At 49.7% G+C, this 21,054-nt stretch carries 16 protein-coding genes; 4 read left to right on the plus strand and 12 right to left on the minus strand.

All coding sequences use genetic code 11. From position 1 onward, the window contains the following. The first annotated feature begins 86 nt into the window (after nucleotides 1-86). The gene (locus Pan241w_RS06580; RefSeq protein WP_145212713.1) at nucleotides 87-353 is read left to right on the plus strand and encodes a hypothetical protein; all 267 of its coding nucleotides are present in this window, start codon (nucleotides 87-89) and stop codon (nucleotides 351-353) included. A gap of 21 nt (nucleotides 354-374) precedes the next feature. Here Pan241w_RS06580 and Pan241w_RS06585 read toward each other — a convergent pair whose 3' ends face one another. From Pan241w_RS06585 to Pan241w_RS06610, 6 genes are all read right to left on the minus strand, one after another. Next, on the minus strand, nucleotides 375-1,625 hold the full coding sequence (locus Pan241w_RS06585; protein WP_145212714.1) for an MFS transporter: 1,251 nt from the start codon (nucleotides 1,623-1,625) through the stop codon (nucleotides 375-377). Nucleotides 1,626-2,036: 411 nt separating this feature from the next. After that, on the minus strand, nucleotides 2,037-2,861 hold the full coding sequence (locus Pan241w_RS06590; protein WP_145212717.1) for an ABC transporter permease: 825 nt from the start codon (nucleotides 2,859-2,861) through the stop codon (nucleotides 2,037-2,039). Between the two features lie 71 nt (nucleotides 2,862-2,932). Beyond that, on the minus strand, nucleotides 2,933-3,964 hold the full coding sequence (locus Pan241w_RS06595) for an ABC transporter ATP-binding protein (RefSeq protein ID WP_145212720.1): 1,032 nt from the start codon (nucleotides 3,962-3,964) through the stop codon (nucleotides 2,933-2,935). Between the two features lie 100 nt (nucleotides 3,965-4,064). Continuing rightward, nucleotides 4,065-5,141, minus strand: a complete 1,077-nt coding sequence (locus tag Pan241w_RS06600; protein WP_145212723.1) for a beta/alpha barrel domain-containing protein — start codon at nucleotides 5,139-5,141, stop codon at nucleotides 4,065-4,067. A 195-nt stretch (nucleotides 5,142-5,336) separates the two neighbouring features. Beyond that, nucleotides 5,337-7,394, minus strand: coding sequence for a carboxy terminal-processing peptidase (locus Pan241w_RS06605; RefSeq protein WP_232107376.1), 2,058 nt, complete (start codon nucleotides 7,392-7,394; stop codon nucleotides 5,337-5,339). A 416-nt stretch (nucleotides 7,395-7,810) separates the two neighbouring features. Further along, entirely contained in the window at nucleotides 7,811-8,425 is a 615-nt protein-coding gene (locus tag Pan241w_RS06610) for a TetR/AcrR family transcriptional regulator (RefSeq protein ID WP_145212726.1), read from the minus strand. 495 nt (nucleotides 8,426-8,920) lie between these two features. On the opposite strand from Pan241w_RS06610, the gene Pan241w_RS06615 reads away from it, so the two are divergent. Genes Pan241w_RS06615 through Pan241w_RS06625 form a run of 3 tightly spaced genes read left to right on the plus strand, consistent with a single transcriptional unit; the run spans nucleotide 8,921 to nucleotide 14,066 of the window. Beyond that, nucleotides 8,921-9,931: a DUF1559 domain-containing protein gene (locus Pan241w_RS06615; protein ID WP_145223240.1), complete on the plus strand. Its 1,011-nt coding sequence runs from the start codon at nucleotides 8,921-8,923 to the stop codon at nucleotides 9,929-9,931. A gap of 58 nt (nucleotides 9,932-9,989) precedes the next feature. Then, nucleotides 9,990-11,687 (plus strand): aldehyde dehydrogenase family protein, encoded by a 1,698-nt coding sequence (locus Pan241w_RS06620; RefSeq protein WP_145212729.1) that lies wholly within the window; start codon nucleotides 9,990-9,992, stop codon nucleotides 11,685-11,687. 39 nt (nucleotides 11,688-11,726) lie between these two features. Further along, nucleotides 11,727-14,066 (plus strand): parallel beta-helix domain-containing protein, encoded by a 2,340-nt coding sequence (locus Pan241w_RS06625; protein WP_145212732.1) that lies wholly within the window; start codon nucleotides 11,727-11,729, stop codon nucleotides 14,064-14,066. Nucleotides 14,067-14,095: 29 nt separating this feature from the next. Here the strand turns inward: Pan241w_RS06625 and Pan241w_RS06630 are convergent, their stop codons facing one another. The 6 genes from Pan241w_RS06630 to Pan241w_RS29295 all read right to left on the minus strand — a co-directional run bounded on the left by Pan241w_RS06630 (nucleotide 14,096) and on the right by Pan241w_RS29295 (nucleotide 21,053). Further along, entirely contained in the window at nucleotides 14,096-15,031 is a 936-nt protein-coding gene (locus Pan241w_RS06630; protein ID WP_145212735.1) for a GGDEF domain-containing protein, read from the minus strand. 276 nt (nucleotides 15,032-15,307) lie between these two features. Further along, nucleotides 15,308-16,708, minus strand: a complete 1,401-nt coding sequence (locus Pan241w_RS06635; RefSeq protein ID WP_145212738.1) for a hypothetical protein — start codon at nucleotides 16,706-16,708, stop codon at nucleotides 15,308-15,310. Between the two features lie 56 nt (nucleotides 16,709-16,764). Beyond that, nucleotides 16,765-18,678 (minus strand): 1-deoxy-D-xylulose-5-phosphate synthase, encoded by a 1,914-nt coding sequence (gene dxs, locus Pan241w_RS06640; RefSeq protein WP_145212741.1) that lies wholly within the window; start codon nucleotides 18,676-18,678, stop codon nucleotides 16,765-16,767. Beyond that, nucleotides 18,678-19,574, minus strand: a complete 897-nt coding sequence (locus Pan241w_RS06645; protein WP_145212744.1) for a polyprenyl synthetase family protein — start codon at nucleotides 19,572-19,574, stop codon at nucleotides 18,678-18,680. Before Pan241w_RS06645 ends, dxs begins: the two co-directional genes overlap by 1 nt. A gap of 48 nt (nucleotides 19,575-19,622) precedes the next feature. Beyond that, the gene (locus tag Pan241w_RS06650) at nucleotides 19,623-20,828 is read right to left on the minus strand and encodes a M20/M25/M40 family metallo-hydrolase (protein ID WP_145212747.1); all 1,206 of its coding nucleotides are present in this window, start codon (nucleotides 20,826-20,828) and stop codon (nucleotides 19,623-19,625) included. Between the two features lie 78 nt (nucleotides 20,829-20,906). Then, nucleotides 20,907-21,053: a hypothetical protein gene (locus Pan241w_RS29295; protein WP_198000360.1), complete on the minus strand. Its 147-nt coding sequence runs from the start codon at nucleotides 21,051-21,053 to the stop codon at nucleotides 20,907-20,909. Between the last annotated feature and the right edge of the window lies 1 nt (nucleotide 21,054).

Raw genomic sequence — 21,054 nt, forward strand, 5'->3', positions numbered from 1 at the left:
AAAACCTGCATTATCCCAGTTCAACAGGGATGCACCCCATTGTACAGATATTTTTTTGAATCGAGCTCAGGAGTGAAGCCTTTCCGATGGCAGAATTTTCAAATTACCAGAAAGACGTGATCAAACGCTACTATGATAACCGGGATTCGATTGATCAGCAAAAGCTTTCCGAGCTCTGTACCAATCTGTTTTTGGCAGAAGGCAAGAAGAAAGAGAAGCTCTGGGAGCGGGCACGAGAACTGATGGAACGGCTGAATGTGCCACCAACGCGCATTGATCATGTCCTCAAATTAGCGGATCCAGCGATCCTGGCAGAAGTAGTTCAGGATCTGGAATCAGGTGCGATTCAGTAACTCGTAGTCGAGTGATCCTGGTCAGTCGACGGCTTCTTCGAGAGTGGCACAAAGCTCTTCCGGCGCGGCTGCGACATCTTTACTGAGGCTGTGGTTTGCCGTGATTGTATAGACGGTCGCGGTTAAGGTCATGATACACGCTGATGTGTAGAACATTGCTACGATTCCCCAGCGATCAATAATGCTTCCCATGATCGGAGCAAAAATGATGGCTCCCGCATCAAAGAAACCGAGCACGATTGTGGTCCCGGTGCCGCGAAAATGTTTGGGGAATGATTCCGTTCCCAGCGAAACGACGGCAGGAAAGAGCAAGGCGTGCCCAAAGCCGCACAAAATAGAAGGGCCAATCAATTGCCATTCGCGTGTGATGGAAGGCAGAATGAGATGACCGATGGCGTGTCCCATCAAACCCATGGTAATCATTTTATTTCGGCCGACAGTCTCTCCCCAGCGACGCGTCAGAATACGGATGGCAAAGGCAGACGTGGCATATCCGGCAAAGAATGTTCCAATGCCTCCCAGTTCCCGTTGAGTGACGAAGCGGGTTAAGAATACGCTGACCACGGTAAAGCTGAGGCCCATCATGATGGCGATGACCACGACCTGACCTGGCCAGTAGCGGAACAGTAACTGGTGTGCGGCCGGTGTGACTTTGGGCCTGCGATGAACATCATTGCGTGTCACAGCCAGTACGATCAGAAAGTAACAAACGCCCAGGATGGCCGGAATCCCGAACAAGGCATAGAACTGATCATTTCCCGGCGGGAACCATTTCAGCATCCAGTCACTAACCTGCGTACCCAGGATCATTCCCACAAAGCCGCTGCTGCCCAGGCAGCCGATAACTTCTGTTCGACGATGCTGGGGGACTTTTTGTTGAATATGCACGACCGAGCAGGTAAACATACCGGCGATACCTGTCGCAAAAAACGTTCTTAATGCAAAGATTTGCCAGCCCAATGAGCGGCAGAGCGCCATTCCACCGGCCCCGAACACAAAAATGATCGCGGAAATGGCCCAGAGTCGTCGGACTCCATAGCGGTCAATGCCCTGTCCGAGAAAGAAACGGGCAATCAAAGCGACAAAGACGCCACAGCTGACAATATCACCGACGAGTTCTTCGGTTCCCCCCAGGTAAGTAATTAAATCGGCAAAGCGAAATGTCAGGGCGTTTGCGGTAACTAAAATGACATTTGCCAGATAGCAAAGCCAAAACAGCCGATTGTAAATGGGTTCCTCTTCATTCGTGGGAACGACGGGGGTAATAGACATTTGATTTTTTTAATTCAAACTGTAATTGATTGCCGGATTTAAGAGCACTGTATTTTGGAACTCAAACTCTTTTCCGCTCACATCTTAGGTTCAGGTATTCTGATCGCGAGAGAAAAACAGCATGTCCCTCATTTCGATTCAGGAGGCTGAAAAAGGGGGGACAATTGGTAGACACCAGCAGTGGCATCTAAGTTCGTGACCTCAGTGGAGCAGCGACTTTCATCCTGCGGCGGGTCATTCTTGACGAAAGTTCACTCAGCCCTTGTGGATCCATTTTAGCAGATCGGCATGCATCCGTCTAAGGCAGAAATATGAAACTTTGTGGTAGAAGGGGGTGAGAAATGCACTAATGACACGAAAATCGTACCAATTGAGTGCGTCCAGGGAGCCATCGAGTCTTGAATGACTGAGTTAACCCCCAAAAGCGCTGTAGCGTCTGATTCCCCGTTGAAAGGCGATCCGGTTGAGTGAAAAGAGCACAATAATCCAGACCACTTCAATGGACAATTCGAAAATCAGTTCCTGATGTGAATATTTTCCGAGGATCACGGTACCCGGGAAATAGGCGAGATATTTGAAAGGTAGCATTTGCATCCACTGACTTAAGGGCTCTGGAAAGAGGTCGAGTGGGATCATGTGCCCTGAGAGAAAATAATTCAACATCATGTAGATGAAGATCAGGGAACTGACTTCGAGAAACCAGAACGCGATCAGGCCGATCAGCGATTCGATTAAGAAGCCGACGAGGAATGCCATCATCAGTGACAGGATCCAGGCCGAAATCGTAAAAGCATCTGGCCAGCCGGCAAAATAGTCACGGCAGAGATAAAACACGAGAATAAAAGGGCAGATTGCAACCATGTAATAGACCAGCTTGTGAGCCATGCGCGCCCAGAAGAGATAACCCAGCATATCGATCGGCTGTATCAGATACTTTTTGATGGTTCCGTCACGGACATCGTTAGCGATTCCATTTGCCAGTCCAGGCATACTCGAAAAAGCACGCCCCACCATCACCAGCAGGTAATAGGCGACCATCTGGTGGTATGTGTAACCTTTAATGGAACCGACGGGGTCCTTGGAATGAACTCCGTAAATGGCGCCCCATAGAAAAATTTGAGTGACAATCGGCAGGAAGCGAACCAGAGTCGCAAACACAAAATCTCCACGGTAGACGAGACGTTCTTCTACGGAGGTTTTGAGAATGATCCAGTTTGTTCGCAGGCTGGCAATCATGATTTACTGAAATTGAAAAGAGGTGTTCAAAACAAAGTGACAAACGGAATTAAGGTGTTTCAATGCTTTGATCAATCTGTCGTTGATTGCAGCAGGTTGCTTTCATCTTTGGCACGATCAGCATCATTTTTATGTTCGGTAAATACTTCCGCGATGACTTCTTCCAGAGGGCGTTCCTGCACGCCCACATCTAAAATGCGATACTTGGCCAGCAGGTTCGAAAGGATCTCGGGGATTTTATTGCGCGGGACTTTCAGTTTGACATGCGGTGCTTCAAATTCAATGACTTCCCCCCATTGTGAAAAGTCGCGGGGGTGGTCATCACCGTCAAACTGGACGTCCATGATTTTATAATTACTGAACCGATCCAGAATATCGCTTAACGGGCCATCGTGTTTGATACTGCCCTGGTTGATGATGATCGCGCGTTTGCAGAGCGCTTCGACATCCTTCATATAGTGGCTGGTTAACACGACGGTGGTTTTCTGTTCGACCTGGTAGTATTTCAGGAATTCCTGTACGCGGCGTTGGGAAACCACATCCAGACCGATGGTTGGTTCATCCAGTAGCAGGACATCCGGCTTGTGGAGTAATGCCGCGATCAGTTCCATCCGCATGCGTTCCCCCAGGGATAGTTCACGAACGGGTTGGCCGATCAGGTGCCGCACTTCGAGCAGGCTGGTGAGCTCATCGATGCGTCGTGTGTATTGCTGTGGGTCGATCCGGTAGATTTCTTTATGCAGGCGAAATGATTCCTGGGCGGGCAGGTCCCACCAGAGCTGATTCTTCTGTCCCATTACCAGCGAAAACCGGCGGCGGTATTCATTTTCACGTTTCCAGGGGATATGACCTAACACGGTGGCATCGCCGGCGGAAGGGAAAATCAGTCCTGCCAGAAGCTTCAGGGTCGTGGTTTTGCCGGCGCCATTGGGGCCGAGAAAGGCCACCATTTCCCCTTTCTCAATTGAAAAACTAACATCGGAAACAGCATGTACGGTTTTATGATCACGTCGCCAAAGTCCTTTGAGGGAAGCAAGTACGCCCTCTTTTTTCTGGTAGACTTTATAGTTTTTCTCTAGATTTTTTACGACGATGGCATTCATGTCGTCATCTTACGGTACCCGTCGTTTCGGGTCGAGCGACAAAGTAGCGGATTCAGAAAAAACAGAAGCGCAAATGGCGTTTGATATGACAGATGTCATTTCAGATATAGACATCTTTTGATTCTGCCAGGGTTTGACGGATTTGACAGGCGATCAGTGGGTCGCACATGGCGGCGGTTGCCAGATGCGTTGCCTGAGCGCCGGCGGACAGAAACTGTTTGACATCGTCGGCAGAGCTGATGCCTCCACAGGAGATCAGATGCGGCCTATCTACTTCATCGGGCAACTCCGCAATGAGATCTGCGAAGATTCTGAGCTGATTGAGCGAGGCTTGTTTTGTAGCTGCACCACAAATGCCCCGTTGTTCCCCATCAAACAGCAGATTCTGCTCCTGATCAACGACTGTTGTGGCGACGCTATTCGTCATGACGATGCCGGACGCGAAGGGCAGCACGGCTTGTAAGAATTCGTGTGCTTGTGTTTTCTCTGGCAGATGTCCAATTTTAATGAGATAGGGAACGGAACCGGTGACCTGCTTCACGCGACTGGCAACCAGTGCGGCTGCCTCAGGTTGCTGATAAAGCTGTCCGTCTTGCGTGCAGACATTCGGGCAGGAGAAGTTGGTTTCAATACAATCGGCGCCGCTTTCAATGGCCCACTTTGCACACACTGCATAATCGTCTGCCAGTTCATCCAGTGACCAGTCCGGTTGCAGAGAGCCGACAACGGACACCGACAGGATTTTCTCTGCAGGCAGAAGTGATCGGGTTTGTTCGATGTCTTTGCGCCAGACGTCCGGTGAGGCTGAGGGCATGCCGAAAGAGACGGCCCAGCTGCCCCGCATGGTTTCCGCGATGGAGACTCGTTGTTCTCCTCCCGCGAGGGAAGTTGTCTGAACCGGTTGTAAATTCGGGAGCGGGTAACAGGCACGCGCGGAGGAGCGGACGGTTTTATAAGTCAGGACATCAAATCCGAGACTGGCATAATACCGTACCCATTTTCCATTCAGTAGCGGTCCTGCCGGAATTCCCAGTGGAGAAGGGACGGGCAGGCCGCAAAATGACCATGAGCCAGGAATCGTCGGTGGTTCCACTTCTACTGGCGCAGGTGCGTTTTCATAATTCCATTGATAGGTTTGCCGAATATCATAGCGTGGAAAGTGCTGAGCATGCTGCATACGGGAACCTGCACAATAAGTGTATGGCGGGGAGCTCTGTTATCTCTTCATCAGTGTAACAGCCTTGGATTAAAGAGAACAGGTTCAAACATTTGAATTGATGCTGTGGTTGTTGCAGCAGAAGCGAGATCGCAAATAAAAAAACTCCGGCCTCAATAAAGGGACCGGAGTTCAGGGGACTAGTTTCGAATCAGTTTAGCGTTGAACTGTATTCATGTTTTTAAGAACATTCAGGTAGTCGACGGTGATATTCAAGATTTCATCGTTGTAGTAATCTTTCTTGAAAATCTCTTTGTCGGTCTCACTTTTTTTCTTTTCTTCTTCTTCCTTTTTCTTATCTTCTTTTTCTTTATCGTTCGAAAGTTCTTTTCGACGAGTGGCCTCAACAAGTGAGATGGTTTTCTGGTTTTTCTTTTTCAGATACTTGTTGATCTCTTCTTGTGTTTCTTTGAACTCTTTATCTGCGACCACACGTTGTGTGCTGGATTGTTGCAGACGTTTCAGGATTTGCTGGCTGACCATGTCAACGGGAGCAAATTGAGCGACTTCGGTTTTATCAAACTCCATCGCATCATCCAGGAATGATTCTCCCAGGTCCATGTTGTCGATCAGTGAAGGCAACACGATGTCGGAACGAACGCCCCTGTTTTGAGTACTGTCACCATTGACGCGATAGAACTGGTTAATCGTCAGTTTCAAAGCACCCAGATCCTGGCCTCGCAGGAAGCTAAACATCTGGTTGCTGACAGGCATCACGTTTTGCACGGTGCCTTTTCCGTGTGTGGTGGTGTCACCAATGATAATTCCCCGTTTGTAGTCTTTGATGACGCCTGCAAAAATTTCTGATGCCGAAGCGGACAGACGGTTACAGACAACAACCAGCGGACCAGTATAGACCGCACCGGGTTCTACGTCGCTGTGAATTTTTCGTTCGCCGTCCGGTTGTTTGACCTGAACGACAGGGCCTTCATCAACGAACAGGCCGGAAACTTCGATGGCTTCGCTGAGGGCACCACCACCATTGAACCGCAGGTCGATCACGATTCCATCAACGCCTCCCTGATCGCGGAAGTCGTACAGAACTTTACGGACGTCGCGAGCTGTACTTTTGAAGTTTTCATCGCCTCGTTGAGCCCCGCGGAAATCACGATAGAAGGAAGGGATACTGATGACACCGATGCGTCCGGTCTTGCCGGGGAGACGTTCACCAGTTTCAATGATCTTGCCTTTGACTTCCGAGGTACTTAATTCAATTTTTTTGCGTGTTAATTTATAAACTTCAACCGCACTGTTTTTCTCTTTCTTAACGCGTAATTGAACGATGGTTCCTCGTTTTCCACGAATGTATCGCACAACCTTACTGAGTTTCATTTCGACGACGTCGACGAATTCACCGTCTTCCTGGGCCACTGCGACGATTTTGTCACCTGCTTTGAGGCGACCATCGGCATCTGCGGCTCCACCGGGAACGATTTCAGCTACGACCGTATAACCGTCTTCAGAACGCAGAGCGGCACCGATGCCGTCCAGGCTGAGTTCCATGCTGATGCGGAAGTCTTCCAGGGTTTGAGGCGACATATAGCTGGAGTGAGGGTCGAAGCAGTGTGTTAACGCACTCAAGTACATTTCCAGCTTCTCGGGATTATCAGTCTGCGACATGGTTCGCAGGTTATTGCGGTAACGTTTATGTAACTGCTCACGTGCTTTAGCAAGTTCAGTATCTTCCAGAATCAGGTTCAATAAATCGAACTTAACGCGTTTTCTCCAACGCTCATTCATTTCCGATTGATCTTTGGGGAAATCCAGTTCTTTGGCATCGACAACAATCGATTCATCAACCGTGAAGTCATGGTCCACGTCAACCAGTTGCTGTGCGTAATCCATTCGTTCTTGAAGTCGCTTCAAGTACAAGTCGAATGCGTTATAGGCGAACTTGACATCTCCCATAGCCAGCTTGTCATCCAGTTGGTTCTTTTCTGCTTCGAAACTCGCAATATCAGATTTGTAAAAATAGAGTTTTTGCGGATCGAGCTGTTTGATGAAGCGTTTCATCAGTTTTTGAGAAATTTCATCATTGATCGGTTTGCCACTAATGTGAAAACGGCTGACCATCGCACAAACTCGTTTTGCTGTGACGGAATCGCTGGATGAATCAGAAACATTCGCCTGTTGCGCGAAGATGGCTGTTCCCAAGAGGAGAAACATGCAAAGGCTAAGAGCAGCGGCTGCTTTAGAGGGAGGATTTAACTTCATAAGTTTCGTCCGTTTATTGAATTGTAAGTGATGTAGAGAAACCGTTTGTAGAACCGGTTGTGAGCCGGGAATTCACTCATGTTGGAAGTCTGATATTATAGGATCAGAGAAAACAGAACAAGACGACATTTCCAGGACTCTCCAACCCCATCTACTTGTCAGTTGCCGATTTACCGGCGAAACACAGAAAACTACGTGAATTTCCTTATATCATCATGCCAGTGAAGTTTAGTACGTCTATCCGGCGTTCTCCGTTGGCCATTATTACCTGTATTTTGTCCGGATCCGGTTCAAAATAAGAAAAAGTCCAGGGCGCTTATGAACGTTCAAGTTTGATGGCAAGAATTATGATTGGAGTATTTGTCTTAAGTGCATTTTTTAAAATGGCTTACGTGAATTTGCGCGTCGGTTTCCGATCATTCACCGGATTGGAGCAGTTTTGTGATCGCTGTCAGACAATCCTTCCAAATCGCTTTGAACTCTTCAGAATCGACACTGTGTCCCGAAATCAATTGTGCCAGTTGAGGCAGTGTCGCGGGGAAAAAGACGAGAGCCGTAAAGATCAGCATCAAGGAGACCGGATCAAACTCGTCGGAAATCGTGCCTTCTGCCTGTGACTGTTTGAGGCGATTGATATGTTTCTGGTAGTAGTCCCGTCGCCAGGGTTCATCGATGAGCGGCGCACCTTCATTCTGCTGAGCTTCGTTCAAGAGAACGCGTACGTAATTCTGGTCGCGTAAGTTTTCTTCGAAGTAGAATTGCAGGACTTCTTCAATTTTGACGGGAATCTTTTCGACATTCTCATTCCGTTCTTCAAGCTTACTTTGCAGGGCTGCCTCAAATAGCCCGTGTTTATCAGTGAAGTAACGATAAATGAGTGACTTGTTAAATTTCGCCTTTCGCGCGACGGATTCAATTCGAGCACCCTCGACGCCACGTTCAGCAAATTCCTCGATGGCTGCTTTCAGGATCGCTGCCTGGGAATTGACTTCCTTTTTGGGAGGTACCATTTCTGCATCGGTTGATGTCATTCAAACTCCATTTGGTGTGAGGAAAGTCGAGTATAACTAGCGCGTTTCAGGTTGTGAAGAAACCCTGGCTGAACCAGATACCTTGTCGATCCGATTTACATTTTGAAGCACCATTTTGATCCGAATTATGTTGAATTCGGAAACAGAGCAGGTTAGTATTAATATTAATGTAACGGTAACGTTACCGGTTATTCAATGTTTTTAGACGAAAAACCAGTAATTCTGACTCATATTTATGAATCGATAAGAGGTTATTCTCTTACAGCTACCATGAGGGTCGGCGGTTCCGATTCACATCTTTTTGAACTGCCGGAAACTTTCAAGAGTGAGTTTCGTTGATCAGAGAACGACATGTCAGAGCGTGTATGTTCGAATTGTGGTTCTGGCAGAAAGAGTGCCTGGACTCAATCTGATTGACCGAGTTTTGAAATTCGTGCTGCAAGCACATACGAATAGTCAATTCCTAACACTTCTGAATATGCGAGGAGTAGCGTCATGGCACATCGTAAACCTCTAAAAAGAGGATTCACACTCATTGAGTTGTTAGTGGTTATCGCAATTATTGCGATTCTGATTGCATTGCTACTACCTGCAGTTCAACAGGCACGAGAAGCGGCACGCAGATCACAGTGCAAAAATAATCTGAAGCAGTTCGGTCTGGGAATGCACAATTATCACGAAGCGTTTAGCACCTTTCCGCTGGGGGCGAGTTTCAAGCCGGGTTCTTCAGGCGGTGGTGATTTTTTTGCCAACGGGATTGTGATGATGCTGCCTTATTTTGATCAGGCGAATCTGTCGAATCTCTATGATTCTTCAGAGCCTTGGGAACAGCAGTCTCCCGCGGTGGCCCGAACTGTGATTCCGATGTTTGTCTGTCCCTCTAATGTTGGGGCAAATCCGCTTCATGAGCCTGCTTTGGATGCTGTGATACCGGCGATGGGAACATTGGGGATTACGACTTATCTGATGTGTCGTGGATCGAATGTAGCTTGGTGCAATACCAGTAACCACCCCAGCAATGTTAAAGGGATGTTTGACCTCAATAAGGGGGCCAAGATGCGGGACATCGTTGATGGTTCGAGTAATACAATCGCGATGGGGGAAGGAGCGACCGGCTCTCAATTTATGCTTTGTGAGGGGCAGGGCTGCAATACCGCACCAGCGACACCAGTGGAAGCAACACAAGGCTGGATGGTAGCACAACCTCCTCCATCTGATTTCAAAGCAGGATTATTTATGGGGCCTCGGGCCAGCGTCTTTGGAAGTACCGCTGACCGGATCAATAAACCGCTGACGACTGAAACACTGATCGACCTCGGAAGCTTTTCCAGTTGCTCATTTGGCACAAGCGCGGATGCCACTAGTAATTTCCGCAGCCAGCATGTTGGCGGAGCTCATTTCCTGTATGGAGATGGTTCGGTGCACTTCATCAGTGAGAATATCGATCTGGGCGTCTATCAGGCCCTTTCAACAATTCACGGCGGAGAAGTGGTCGAGACACCTTAGAATCAAAAAACAGTGTCTTTACCTCGCCGTAACTTGAAGTGGAATGTGATTTTCTACGATGGAGAAAACGATCCTGCATCAGCAAGGTGTTTCGATTCCGAATCAGTCTGACCTTGTTCGGGCGTTAACCGAACTGGCTGAAGCCAACCGGGCGTCGGTTGGCTTTTCAATCGGGCAGCGGATTGAATTGATCGAGCAGTGTCTGCTCAGTCTTTCCACTGCCACGCAGGAATGGGTCGATCTTTCCTGTCAGGCGAAACGAATTCCGGAAGCGAGCCCGGTCCGTGCAGAGGAACTTTTGGCCGGGCCGGTTTCCGTGGCTCGATTTTTGCAAGTGTTATTAATCAGCTTGAAAGCGATCGCGCGTTCCGATCAACCTCGTCTCCCGAGGTCTCCAAAGTTGTCAACAGGGCAGCAGTGGCGCGTACCTGTTTTTCCGACCAGCGGAATTTATGACGCGCTGGTCTTCGCCGGGCTGAAGGCAGAGGCCTGGTTAAAGCCGGGTGTGGAATCGACGTCGCTATTTGATCTCGCTCATTTGAAAACAGACAGCAGTGCATCAATGCCGCTGACACTGGTACTGGGAGCAGGAAACGTGTCGGCGATTCCTGCCACTGATGTGTTGACGAAAATTCTGCAGGATGGGGAACGGGTTTTGCTGAAAATGAATCCGGTCAACGCATATCTGAAACCGGTATTCGAGCAAGCGTTTCAGCCGTTGATAGTAGCCGGGTTATTACGGATTGTAGAAGGAACTGCCGCCGCCGGTGCATATCTGGTCTCGCATCCCGATATTGATCGCATTCATATTACCGGATCGACGCAGACACACGATGCGATTGTCTGGGGCAGTGATCCTGCAGAACGGGAGTCGCGGAAAGCGAAAAATCAGCCTCTGATCGATGTGCCGATTACAAGTGAGCTGGGAAATGTCTCTCCCTGGATCGTGGTGCCTGGCGCATACTCGGAAAAACAGTTGCAGTTTCAAGCGGAAAATATTGCTGCTTCGATTGTGAATAACGCTTCGTTTAATTGCCTGGCGACGAAAGTCATCATTACCTCTGCGGATTGGCCGCAACGCGACCGGTTTTTAGCGCTGATTGAGCGTCAGCTAGAACAGATTCCCAGACGGTATGCCTACTATCCCGGTGCGGCGGAACGCTGGGAGCGGTTTACCGGGGATGTGCCTGAGAACAAAGAGTTCCTGCCTTGGAAGTTGATCCGCAATGCTGACCCAAGTCAGTCGCCGCATTTATTTCAGGAAGAATCATTTGTCTGTGTTTGTGCGGAAACTGCGCTTGAGGCTGATTCCGATACCGAGTTTCTCGAACGGGCCGTTGATTTTGTGAACCAGGAAGTGTGGGGGACGCTGTGTGCCACCATTACGGTTCCGAATGCATTTCAAAAAACAAATCGCGATGTTCTGGACCGTTGTATCTCCCGCATGAATTATGGCGCCGTGGGAATCAATCACTGGCCTGCTTTGAATTATGCATTCATGTCAACCCCCTGGGGAGGCGCACCGGGGACCAATTTAACTAATGTAGCCAGTGGAATTGGAAACGTGCATAACACCTTCTTTCTTTCGGATGTGGAAAAAACGGTGTTGTATGGTCCGTTGACCTTATTTCCGAAACCGGTCTGGTTCCCCTCACACCCCAATCCGGAAGCGGTTGGCTGGGGGCTGATGAATTTGTACCGCCAGCCTTCACTGATGAATCTATTACGTGTAGGGCTTTCCGTTGTCTTTAAATAAATCTTTTCAATGAGCAAACTCAGCGCAGGTTGATCCGATATGCCACAGACCATTCCGTTCGCATTTCACAAAACATTCCGTTTCGCAGGCCCCATTCTGATTGCCGTGTTTTTCTGCATAGGGGATCGCCTTGAGGCGGCGGAGTCAAACGTGCCGAAACTGGAGTCAGCGACTTATACGTTTTCACCTGGTCCTGATTTTCAGTTTGAATTTCAGTCTCGTTTGATTCAAGCCATTCCGGGCGACGTGCTTGTATTGGAAGCGGGCAAATATGAGCTGCGGTCCGGATTAAACCTGGTAACGGATAATGTCACGATTCGTGGGCAAGGCCATGAGAAAACGGTTCTTTCATTTAAAAATCAGACGGACGGCAGCTTTGGTTTACTGGCGAGTGGAGATAATCTTGTTCTGGAAGACTTTGCGGTGGAAGACACCAGCCATAATGCGATTAAAGTTTTAGGGGCTGAGAATGTGACCTTTCGGGGGATCCGCACTGAATGGACGGGGGGGCCAAAAACAACCAATGGGGCCTATGGGCTTTATCCGGTTCAGTGTAAAAACGTGTTGATTGAAAATTGTATTGCGATTGGAGCAGCTGACGCGGGGATTTATGTCGGCCAGTCCACTGATGTGGTTGTCAGAAACTGCCGCGCGGAATCAAATGTTGCCGGCATTGAGATCGAAAACACCATCAATGCCGACGTCTACGGAAATATTGTCACGAAGAATACCGGCGGACTCCTGGTGTTCGACCTGCCAGGACTTCCTCAGAAGAATGGACGCCACGTACGTCTGTTCCGGAATCGGATCTTCAAAAACAATACTCCCAATTTTGCACCCAAAGGGAACATGGTCGCTTCTGTTCCCTCTGGTTCGGGAGTGCTGGTGATGGCGACCGATGATGTGGAAGTCTTTGAAAATCAAATCGAGGAGAATCATTCCTTCAGCATCTCGGTGGTCAGTTTTCTGATTTATGGAAAGAAATTGAAGGATCAAAACTACGATCCCTATCCGGAAGGCGTTTCGATTCATGACAATCAAATTAAGGGAGGCGGCACGGTACCCGATGGCGAACTCGGTTTAGTACTGAAGTCCATCGTCGGCACACCGCTGCCTGCGATTGTGTATGACGGTGTGGTCGATCCGCAAAAGCAGGTTGATGGGAAACTTCCGTCGGAGCAAAGTCTCCGGTTGTCAAATAATGGGGAGGCGAAGTTCCTGAATATCGATTTCAGTAATCTAAGTCCCGTCAATATTGCGGCGGGCAAATATCGGCCCAGCCCAGACATGGCACCATTTGAAGGGACGTTGCCGCCACTCAAACCGGTGAAGCTCAAACCGCATGGCGCTCCACAACCAACGAAAAACACGACCTTACTCGTTTATTATGCTGCCCCCAACAAGCTGTCGGAGTTGGGTTTGTTTCAGGGAAACGGGGCATCACAGAAACCCGTCGATGGTGTGATTCCCTATGATTTGATAACGACTCTGTTTACCGATTACACATCCAAGTATCGGTTTGTGCGATTACCTGAAGGGAGGCAAATCAAATTCAAGTCAGCCGGTGTGTTGGAGTTTCCGGTGGGGACGATGTTGATTAAAACATTTTCCTATCTGAATGATCTGCGAGATCCCTCACAGGGAGAACGTTTATTAGAAACACGTGTGGAATTTCTCAAAGAGACCGGCTGGTACGGATATTCTTATATCTGGAATGAAGAGCAAACGGAGGCGGAGTTGAGTCTGGGAGGAGGCGAAGTGGAGGTCTCCTGGATTCACTCCGACGGGAAACCACGGTCGACGCGGCATTTAATACCGAATGCCAATCAATGCATCAGTTGTCATAGCCATCACGATAAATACGTACCCATTGGACCGACGGCCTCTAATCTGAATCGGCTTTATCATTATGCACAGGGGGCAGAGAATCAACTGGCTTACCTGACTCGCAACCGATTACTGGAAGCCGCTCCCAAACCAGACTCGATCGAAGTTCTCGCTGATTTTGATGAACCGGATTCAGGAACACTGGACCAGCGCGTGCGTGCTTATCTGTCGGTGAATTGTGCGCACTGTCATAGTCCTGGTGGGAACGCCCGAACGACGGGCCTGGATTTACGTTTGACTCAATCTGACCCTGCGAAAATCGGTATCTGGAAAACTCCGGTCGCCGCCGGACGGGGATCAGGGGGCCGTGATTACGACATTGTTCCCGGTGAACCTGACAAATCGATTTTGATGCATCGCTTGCAGTCCAATGATCTGGCGGCGCGGATGCCGAATATCGGCAACCGCATTGTGCATCAGGAAGCCGTCGATTTGATTCGACAGTGGATTGGTGAAATGCAGCCGGACCCTGCGAAGAAGCCCTCGCCTTAGATTGTGGTTGTCGTCACCTTGCTGTTGATCTAAACGGCGGCTTTGTGCTCGTAGGAGTGGCTGTCTTGAATGATCAGCTGATTGCGGCCTTTTTTCTGAGACTTTGCTAAAGCATGAGAACCGCGTTCCAGTACCAGTTCGGCAGAGTCGCCGGGAACGCAATTGATATAAGCCAGGCTGGCGGTCACCACGACTTCCGGGCTGGTGGCTTCCAGGCGAAAGTGGTGATGGCGAATCGCTTCGCGAATGGTTTCTGCGTTGGACTGGCCTTCTTCGAGTGAATAGCCGGGGAATAGGATTGCCAGTGTGTCGGATTTCCAGAGACAGATGACGTCCTCGTCTCTTATCTTATGTAACACCAGCCGCGAGATCGTTTTCATGAACTTGACTGGAGCCATGATGCCGAACCGTTCTTTGAGCTGGTCATACTGATTCATCTGGACGAGTAGTAAGCCGCAGGTCTGTTCACTCGAAGTACTTCCCAGCAGCATCATCTCCAGGTTGGCTTCAAATGCGGATGTGTCAGGTAGTTTTAAATGGACGTGTTCCGGCTCGAGAGCCCATTGCATTGCCGGGAAGTTCTGTTTTTTCTTTTTGTCTTTTTTTGTTTCCGCCACGGCCTGCTCCGGATCGGAACTTTTTCGCTCTACCAGCCGCGTGATGAGTTCCAGCAAGTTGGAACGTTTTTTATTCAGTTCGTTGGATTGCTCATTGGTCAGTACCATACCAGGAAACTTTTCGAGCATGCTGCAGGCAGCCTGTGCCGTATCCAATGCTTCTTTGACATGTTGATAACAACCTTGGATATGTTTTTTGGCTTGGCGGAGATGCCGTGCGGGAGCAGTTTTGCCGAAAAAATAGCCGGCGGTAAAACCCAGGCTGACGGCGATTAAAAGTCCCGCTCCAAATAAAATCAGAACATCATTTGTGAGGGAAATCATAGATACTAAGAGGATTGTCATCATGATTCTCTTCCTGACTGGGAAGGAAAGCTTTCTCGCCCGAAGGAGATGAAGTTTTAGTTATTGGATCAGTGTGTTGTCTGAAATGACATTGATGTAGCGCTTTGAACAGCTTCTACATAATGAAGCTTAGTGCGCAGATGGGAGGAATGTGTCCTACAATTCGACTTCAGTGCGAAATCTCAGTCGAGGAATGTATGGATTATACTGGTTGTTCCGCGCAGGGAATTGCAGAAGTCTTACAGACGAGGGCTGATGGCCAGATGAAAAAGCGGTGAATTATTTCCGCTTGCTGGCTTCGGTGGGGCCTGCCTGAACAGGGGCTGGCTTTGGTTCCAGAAATTTGAGGCTGAGAACGACGTCGGTGTCTCGATTCCCCAGTTGTTCGACCAGTTTTTCGTCGACGGTGAAGACGAAAGAGATCTGTTTGCCTGTGGGTGCTGTGCAAAGGTAATAAATCCAGTGTACGGGGATTTCATTCGCTTTGCCGGCGACGGTAACGCGATGAATGTATCGACCATCTTCGGGAGAGAGGTTTTCGGCTTTGAGAATCTTGATTAATTTGTCACCCAGCGAAGTGCGAATATCTTGCTGGAATTGTTCCTCCGGCGTGTGTTCGCCTGCTTTCACAGCCGGAATTTTCGAGATGTTGGCCTGGGCGATCAGGCTGCCTTTATCTAGTAATCTCAGCACGGCGACTTGGCCGGTCTGATGAAAAACATACCAGTCCCGTGGCAACAAGAGGCGGACATCCCAGGGGGGCTCAAAACTAAGATATTTTGATTCCGGTTTTGTCTCGAGAGGAATTGAAGCGAGTACTTCGTCGGTGAGAGGACCGGGGGCCGCTGCCAGTTTGCGGTCCCAGTTGACCTGCGCGGTCACTTTCATGCCCGGACTGACAGAACCGACAGACCGCTTTTCTTCCTGTTTCAGTTCCAGGTGGCTGATGAAGTTTTTATCTAAACGAAACTGAAGTTTGCCGGTCACTGAAATTTCTGTTTGCGCGCCCACGGTGGCACCCTCAATACTCCCTTGAAAGCTGATGACCGCCAGTTCATCTTCGACGGATTCCAGTTTACAAGTCAGCTCCGATTTGAGGACGGCTTCGAGGCCGGTCAGAGACTGGATGACCCAGCGATCGGGAGTCCAGGCTTCGCCAACTTCGACATCCGATTGGGGCAGTAGTGCGATCACGGGCAGGCTGTCTCCCGGTGAGTTCAGCAATTCCAGTTCGGACGGCATCAGGGGACTCGTGGGAGAATGCAGCGAGAGACCTTCCGTTTTGCCTTCCGCTACAATCAAGCGGTGCTTGTCTCTTCCGCGGGCAAACGTTTTTTGTCCCTGCACATCGATGTTGGCTGTTGCCGATTCATAGTAACGTAGAGACCGAAGTGCTTCGGCGTCGCGTCCGGTGCCCGGAAGTCTGCGTTCCAGATATTGAAGTTTGCCTTCCACGTTCAGCGTCAGTGATCTGGCTTTGCCCGATTTGATTGCTGTTTCGAGTTGGCCTTCCACATTGATCGTGGAGTCTACATTAAAGGTGCGAGAGTCTTGAATGGGTTCTCTGAATTCATAAGTTTCCGCATCTGCTGACTTCAGATCTGAAATCAGATTGATCGCCAATAGCGAAATGATGATACAAAAAATCCGTGAGGGAATCGCAGCACTCAGTGAAAACATTCGAAAGGCTCCGTAAATCAAGCGTCCATACTGATTGGAGAATGTAAGAAGAAAATTTACTCGTTTACCACAACTTTAGTCTGCTGAGCCATTTCGCGTGATGTTGCCAGGATACCAGCCACATCCAGTCCCAGGTCAACCAGTAATTCGCTGCGGTTGCCATGTTCAATATATCGGTCCGGAATGCCCAGTCGTTTGAGGTGACTGGTATTCAGGCCTGCCTCATTGGCTGATTCCAGAACGGCTGAACCAAAACCGCCACAGAGTGTACCTTCTTCAACGGTAATCACAAAGCCCGATTCCTGAATCGCCCGATGAATGACCTCGGCGTCAATCGGTTTGGCAAAACGGGCGTTGATCACGCCGACGTCGAGGCCCTCTTCCCGGAGTTGTTCGGCGGCTTGGATGCAATTTGTGAACAGGGAGCCAAAAGCGATGAGCATGCCGTCTTTGCCCCAGACGTAGACTTCCGATTTGCCCAGTTCCACGGGAGCGACCTTGCGTTCGACCGAATCAGCGGCCGCTTTGGGGTAGCGCAAGGCTGTGGGGCCGTCATGGTTCAGGGAAAATTCGAGCATCGGCTCGACATCCCGGGCATCCCCGGGGGACATCATTACGATATTCGGAAAGCAGCGCATATAGGTGTTATCAAACGCGCCGTGGTGCGTGGGGCCATCTTCGCCGGCGATTCCCGCCCGGTCCATGCAGAAGGTGACAGGCAGATTCTGTAGCGAGACTTCCTGGAAAATATGATCGAAGCTGCGTTGCAGGAACGTACTGTAGATATCAACAATCGGCCGCAGACCTGCTTTGGCCATACCCCCCGCGAAGGCGACGGCGTGTGCTTCACAGATGCCGGTATCAAAAAAGCGATCCGGGAATCCATCGCGGATTTTCCCTAGTTTGTTGCCGGCACACATGGCGGCTGTCAGGACAACCACCCGTTCGTTGTCGGTCATCGCCTGGAAGATGGAACTGCTGACCACATCAGTGAAGGCTTTGGAAGTCGTGCTGCCCGGTTTTTCGATGGGGACAATTTCGTTTTCTTCGTTCCGCTGAAAGGGAGCCGGTGCGTGGAAGGAGACCGGGTCGTTTGTAGCCGGTTCGAAACCGTGTCCTTTTTCGGTTAAGACGTGCAGCAATACAGGGCCTTTGATGTTTTTGATCATCTCCAGGTAGCCGGACAGTTCTTCAATATTGTGTCCGTCCACGGGGCCGATATAGCGGAAGCCCATTTCTTCAAACAGCATCCCGCCATGCAGGAAACCTTTGACGGCTTCTTTGAAGCTGCCCAGCGTATGTTCCATTGACTCGCCGACGACGGGAACTTTGTTTAATAACCAGGAGACATCTCGCTTTAAGCCGTTGTAGAAGGGGGCAACGCGAGCTTTATCCAGATATTTTGCCAGCCCACCAACGCGGGGGCAGATCCCCATTTTATTATCATTGAGGATGACGAGCACGTCTTTATTCAGGCCGGCTGCATTATTCATGGCTTCGAAGACAACGCCTGAGGGAAGGGCGCCGTCGCCGATTACAGCTACTGATTTACGTTCCGTTTCACCAGTCAGGTCGTCACCCGCTTTCAAACCCAGGACGGTCGAAACGCTGGCACCCGCGTGACCGGTCATGAACAGGTCATATTCACTTTCTTCCGGATTGGGGTAACCCATCAATCCCCCTTTGCGACGGATTGTGGAAATCTGGGAGTAGCGACCTGTGAGTAATTTGTGGGGGTAGATTTGGTGCCCGGTATCCCAAATGAGTCGATCTTTTGAAAAGTCGTAGGCGAGATGCAGGGCAATACAGAGTTCGACGACGCCGAGATTACTGGCAAAGTGTGCCGAGCGGTCTTCCACAACCGTGCATAAAACTTCACGAATCTCTGCAGCCAGGGTTTCGAGTTCACTCCCGGATAAAGTTTGCAGCTCAAGCGGTGACTTGATCCGTGGTAGAATTTCGATTTTCATCAGTGGTCTCGTTCCAATATAAAATGGGCCAGTTCTTCCAATCGTTGGCCGTGGCTCCCTAGTGGGGCGATCGAGAGGCACGCTTCGTCAATCAAATTTTTAGCGCGTTGGCGACTTTCTTCAACGCCAATCAGGGAGGGGTAGGTTAATTTACCGTGTTCGGCGTCTTTTCGCACGCCTTTTCCCATTTTTTCTTCATCACCGATTAAATCAAGCAGATCATCGGTAATTTGAAATGCCAAACCTATGCAAGTGCCGTATCTTTCCAGTATTTGCAGGGTTACGGCGTCTGCACCCGCAATCCGGGCACCCATTGTAAGGGCACTGCAAATCAGTCGACCTGTTTTGCGGCGGTGAATTGCTTCCAATTCTTCCAAAGTAGAGTGTTCACGGTGCTCTGATTCTAAGTCAGCGACTTGTCCGCCCACCATACCGACGGCACCAGCGGCATTAGCTAAATCAACACAACATTCAGCAGCACAAGACTTTACTGCAATTTGTTCAGCCATGATTTCAAAGGCGCGCGTCAGTAAAGCATCTCCGGCCAGTATCGCGTTGGCTTCTCCGAATTTGATATGACTGGTGGGCATTCCCCGGCGAAGTTCGTCATCATCCATGGCTGGTAAATCGTCATGGATTAGGGAGTAAGTGTGCACCATTTCGATAGCACAGGCTGCGGGGAGTGCCTTTTCCCTATCTCCGCCACAGGCTTCACAGCTAAGCAAAACCAGAATGGGTCGAAGCCGTTTTCCCCCCGCGGAGAGGCTATAAGACATTGCTTCTCTGAGAATCGGGGGGCAGTCTGGTGAGTGATCCAGGGCATCAGGTAAATGCTGATTGACGAGCTTCTGAAGTTGGCTCCAGGTTTCTTTAAAGGAAAGCGATGGGTCACTCATTCAATACTGATCTTTGTTAGAAGTTGCCGTGAGAACTTTGGGGGGATTTCAATCTGTTTCTGTCGCTGTGGCTAACAGCAGCCCGATTTCACAGGCTTTGAGAAATTCATCAATGATCAAGGTTTCGTTTGTGGTATGGATGTCCTGCTGCCCGCATCCGAGTGTGACTGTGGGATATCCATGAGCGGCCATCCAGTTTGCGTCCAGTCCCCCATTACCGATCGTCAATTCTGGTTGTCCCCCCAGTTTCTGAATGGCCTGTTTTGCGGTTTGAACCGCGGGTTCGTCTTCCGAAAGGCGAAAAGAATCATATTTTAAATGCGATTCAAAGGAAACGCTCCCACGCTTTCCGGCACTGTTTTTCGTGGTTTTTGCAGAGTTCTGGAACGCTTTTTTGAACTCGTTGAGAATTTTTTGACGAAACCGGGGGTTATGACTGCGTGCTTCGGCTTTGATGGTCAATTCCGGCATCACGACATTTGTGGCGGCCCCTCCTGAGAGGACACCAATGTTGCTGGAGCCGCTCTCTTTGCCTTTGATGACCAATCCGTGCCAGCCATTCTCAACGAGATCTTCAATGGCTTTGCCGGCAATGACGGCAGCGCTGACTCCCAATTCCGGATGTGCGCCTGCATGGCTGGCGATGCCCGAGATATGGATCAGCATTCCGGAATCTCCTGTGGCCCCGATACAGACCGTGTCAGCCAGTTTCCCGTCCCAGTTGAAGCACATTTTGGGCTTTCCCAGTTTTCCGGTTGCCAGATTGCGAACACCGACCAGGCCAATTTCTTCCTGAACCATCCAGCAGAATGTGAGCGGAGGGTGCGGCAGATCCTGATCCAGAATGGTGAGTAACGCATTCAAAATGACGCTACAGCCGCCCCGGTCGTCGGCTCCCAGCGCGGTCTGATTGCTTTTTGAGTGGATCAAGTTTCCTTTTTTGACCGGTTCTGCTCCAACGCAGAGGGGGACCGTGTCCATGTGCGCCATTAACAGACGTCTGGGGCCTCGAATCGTACCGGGCAGCTTGACAATCAGGTTTCCTGTTTCGCCACCGATGGGACTCTTTTTATGAGCTGAGTCGAACGTAATCTGCTTTTCGGACAGGCCGGCTTTTCGGAGTCGTTTTACGATTTCCGCGGCGATGTTCCCTTCTTCCCCACTTTTGCCGGGAATGGCCATCAGATCGGTGACGAGTTGTAATGCCTGTTTGGAATTGACTTTAGCGGAAGCAGCTGCAGTGTGTGGGCTCATGATGAGGCTTCTACCAAAAAGAGATCAGTGGGATATTTCCGAACGAATGATGCAAGTTACGCTTTCAGCTGGTTTTTTTCAATGCGGTTTGCGGTTGATGACAAACACGGTATTGGGGTCTTTCAGACTCATATTGCTGTAAATCAGGATCAAAATTAGAATCCCGGCTGTTTTGTCGCTGAATTTCACGAACGGGTTCCGATTACCCGGGCTGAATCTTAACATC

It is taken from the genome of Gimesia alba, from assembly GCF_007744675.1.
Taxonomy (GTDB): Bacteria; Planctomycetota; Planctomycetia; order Planctomycetales; family Planctomycetaceae; genus Gimesia; species Gimesia alba.

Coding starts and splice junctions, on each gene's coding strand:
- Pan241w_RS06580 (WP_145212713.1), top strand. CDS start 87: ATGGCAGAATTTTCAAATTACCAGAAAGACGTGATCAAACGCTACTAT.
- Pan241w_RS06585 (WP_145212714.1), bottom strand. CDS start 1,625: ATGTCTATTACCCCCGTCGTTCCCACGAATGAAGAGGAACCCATTTAC.
- Pan241w_RS06590 (WP_145212717.1), bottom strand. CDS start 2,861: ATGATTGCCAGCCTGCGAACAAACTGGATCATTCTCAAAACCTCCGTA.
- Pan241w_RS06595 (WP_145212720.1), bottom strand. CDS start 3,964: ATGAATGCCATCGTCGTAAAAAATCTAGAGAAAAACTATAAAGTCTAC.
- Pan241w_RS06600 (WP_145212723.1), bottom strand. CDS start 5,141: ATGCAGCATGCTCAGCACTTTCCACGCTATGATATTCGGCAAACCTAT.
- Pan241w_RS06605 (WP_232107376.1), bottom strand. CDS start 7,394: ATGAAGTTAAATCCTCCCTCTAAAGCAGCCGCTGCTCTTAGCCTTTGC.
- Pan241w_RS06610 (WP_145212726.1), bottom strand. CDS start 8,425: ATGACATCAACCGATGCAGAAATGGTACCTCCCAAAAAGGAAGTCAAT.
- Pan241w_RS06615 (WP_145223240.1), top strand. CDS start 8,921: ATGGCACATCGTAAACCTCTAAAAAGAGGATTCACACTCATTGAGTTG.
- Pan241w_RS06620 (WP_145212729.1), top strand. CDS start 9,990: ATGGAGAAAACGATCCTGCATCAGCAAGGTGTTTCGATTCCGAATCAG.
- Pan241w_RS06625 (WP_145212732.1), top strand. CDS start 11,727: ATGCCACAGACCATTCCGTTCGCATTTCACAAAACATTCCGTTTCGCA.
- Pan241w_RS06630 (WP_145212735.1), bottom strand. CDS start 15,031: ATGATGACAATCCTCTTAGTATCTATGATTTCCCTCACAAATGATGTT.
- Pan241w_RS06635 (WP_145212738.1), bottom strand. CDS start 16,708: ATGTTTTCACTGAGTGCTGCGATTCCCTCACGGATTTTTTGTATCATC.
- dxs (WP_145212741.1), bottom strand. CDS start 18,678: ATGAAAATCGAAATTCTACCACGGATCAAGTCACCGCTTGAGCTGCAA.
- Pan241w_RS06645 (WP_145212744.1), bottom strand. CDS start 19,574: ATGAGTGACCCATCGCTTTCCTTTAAAGAAACCTGGAGCCAACTTCAG.
- Pan241w_RS06650 (WP_145212747.1), bottom strand. CDS start 20,828: ATGAGCCCACACACTGCAGCTGCTTCCGCTAAAGTCAATTCCAAACAG.
- Pan241w_RS29295 (WP_198000360.1), bottom strand. CDS start 21,053: ATGTTAAGATTCAGCCCGGGTAATCGGAACCCGTTCGTGAAATTCAGC.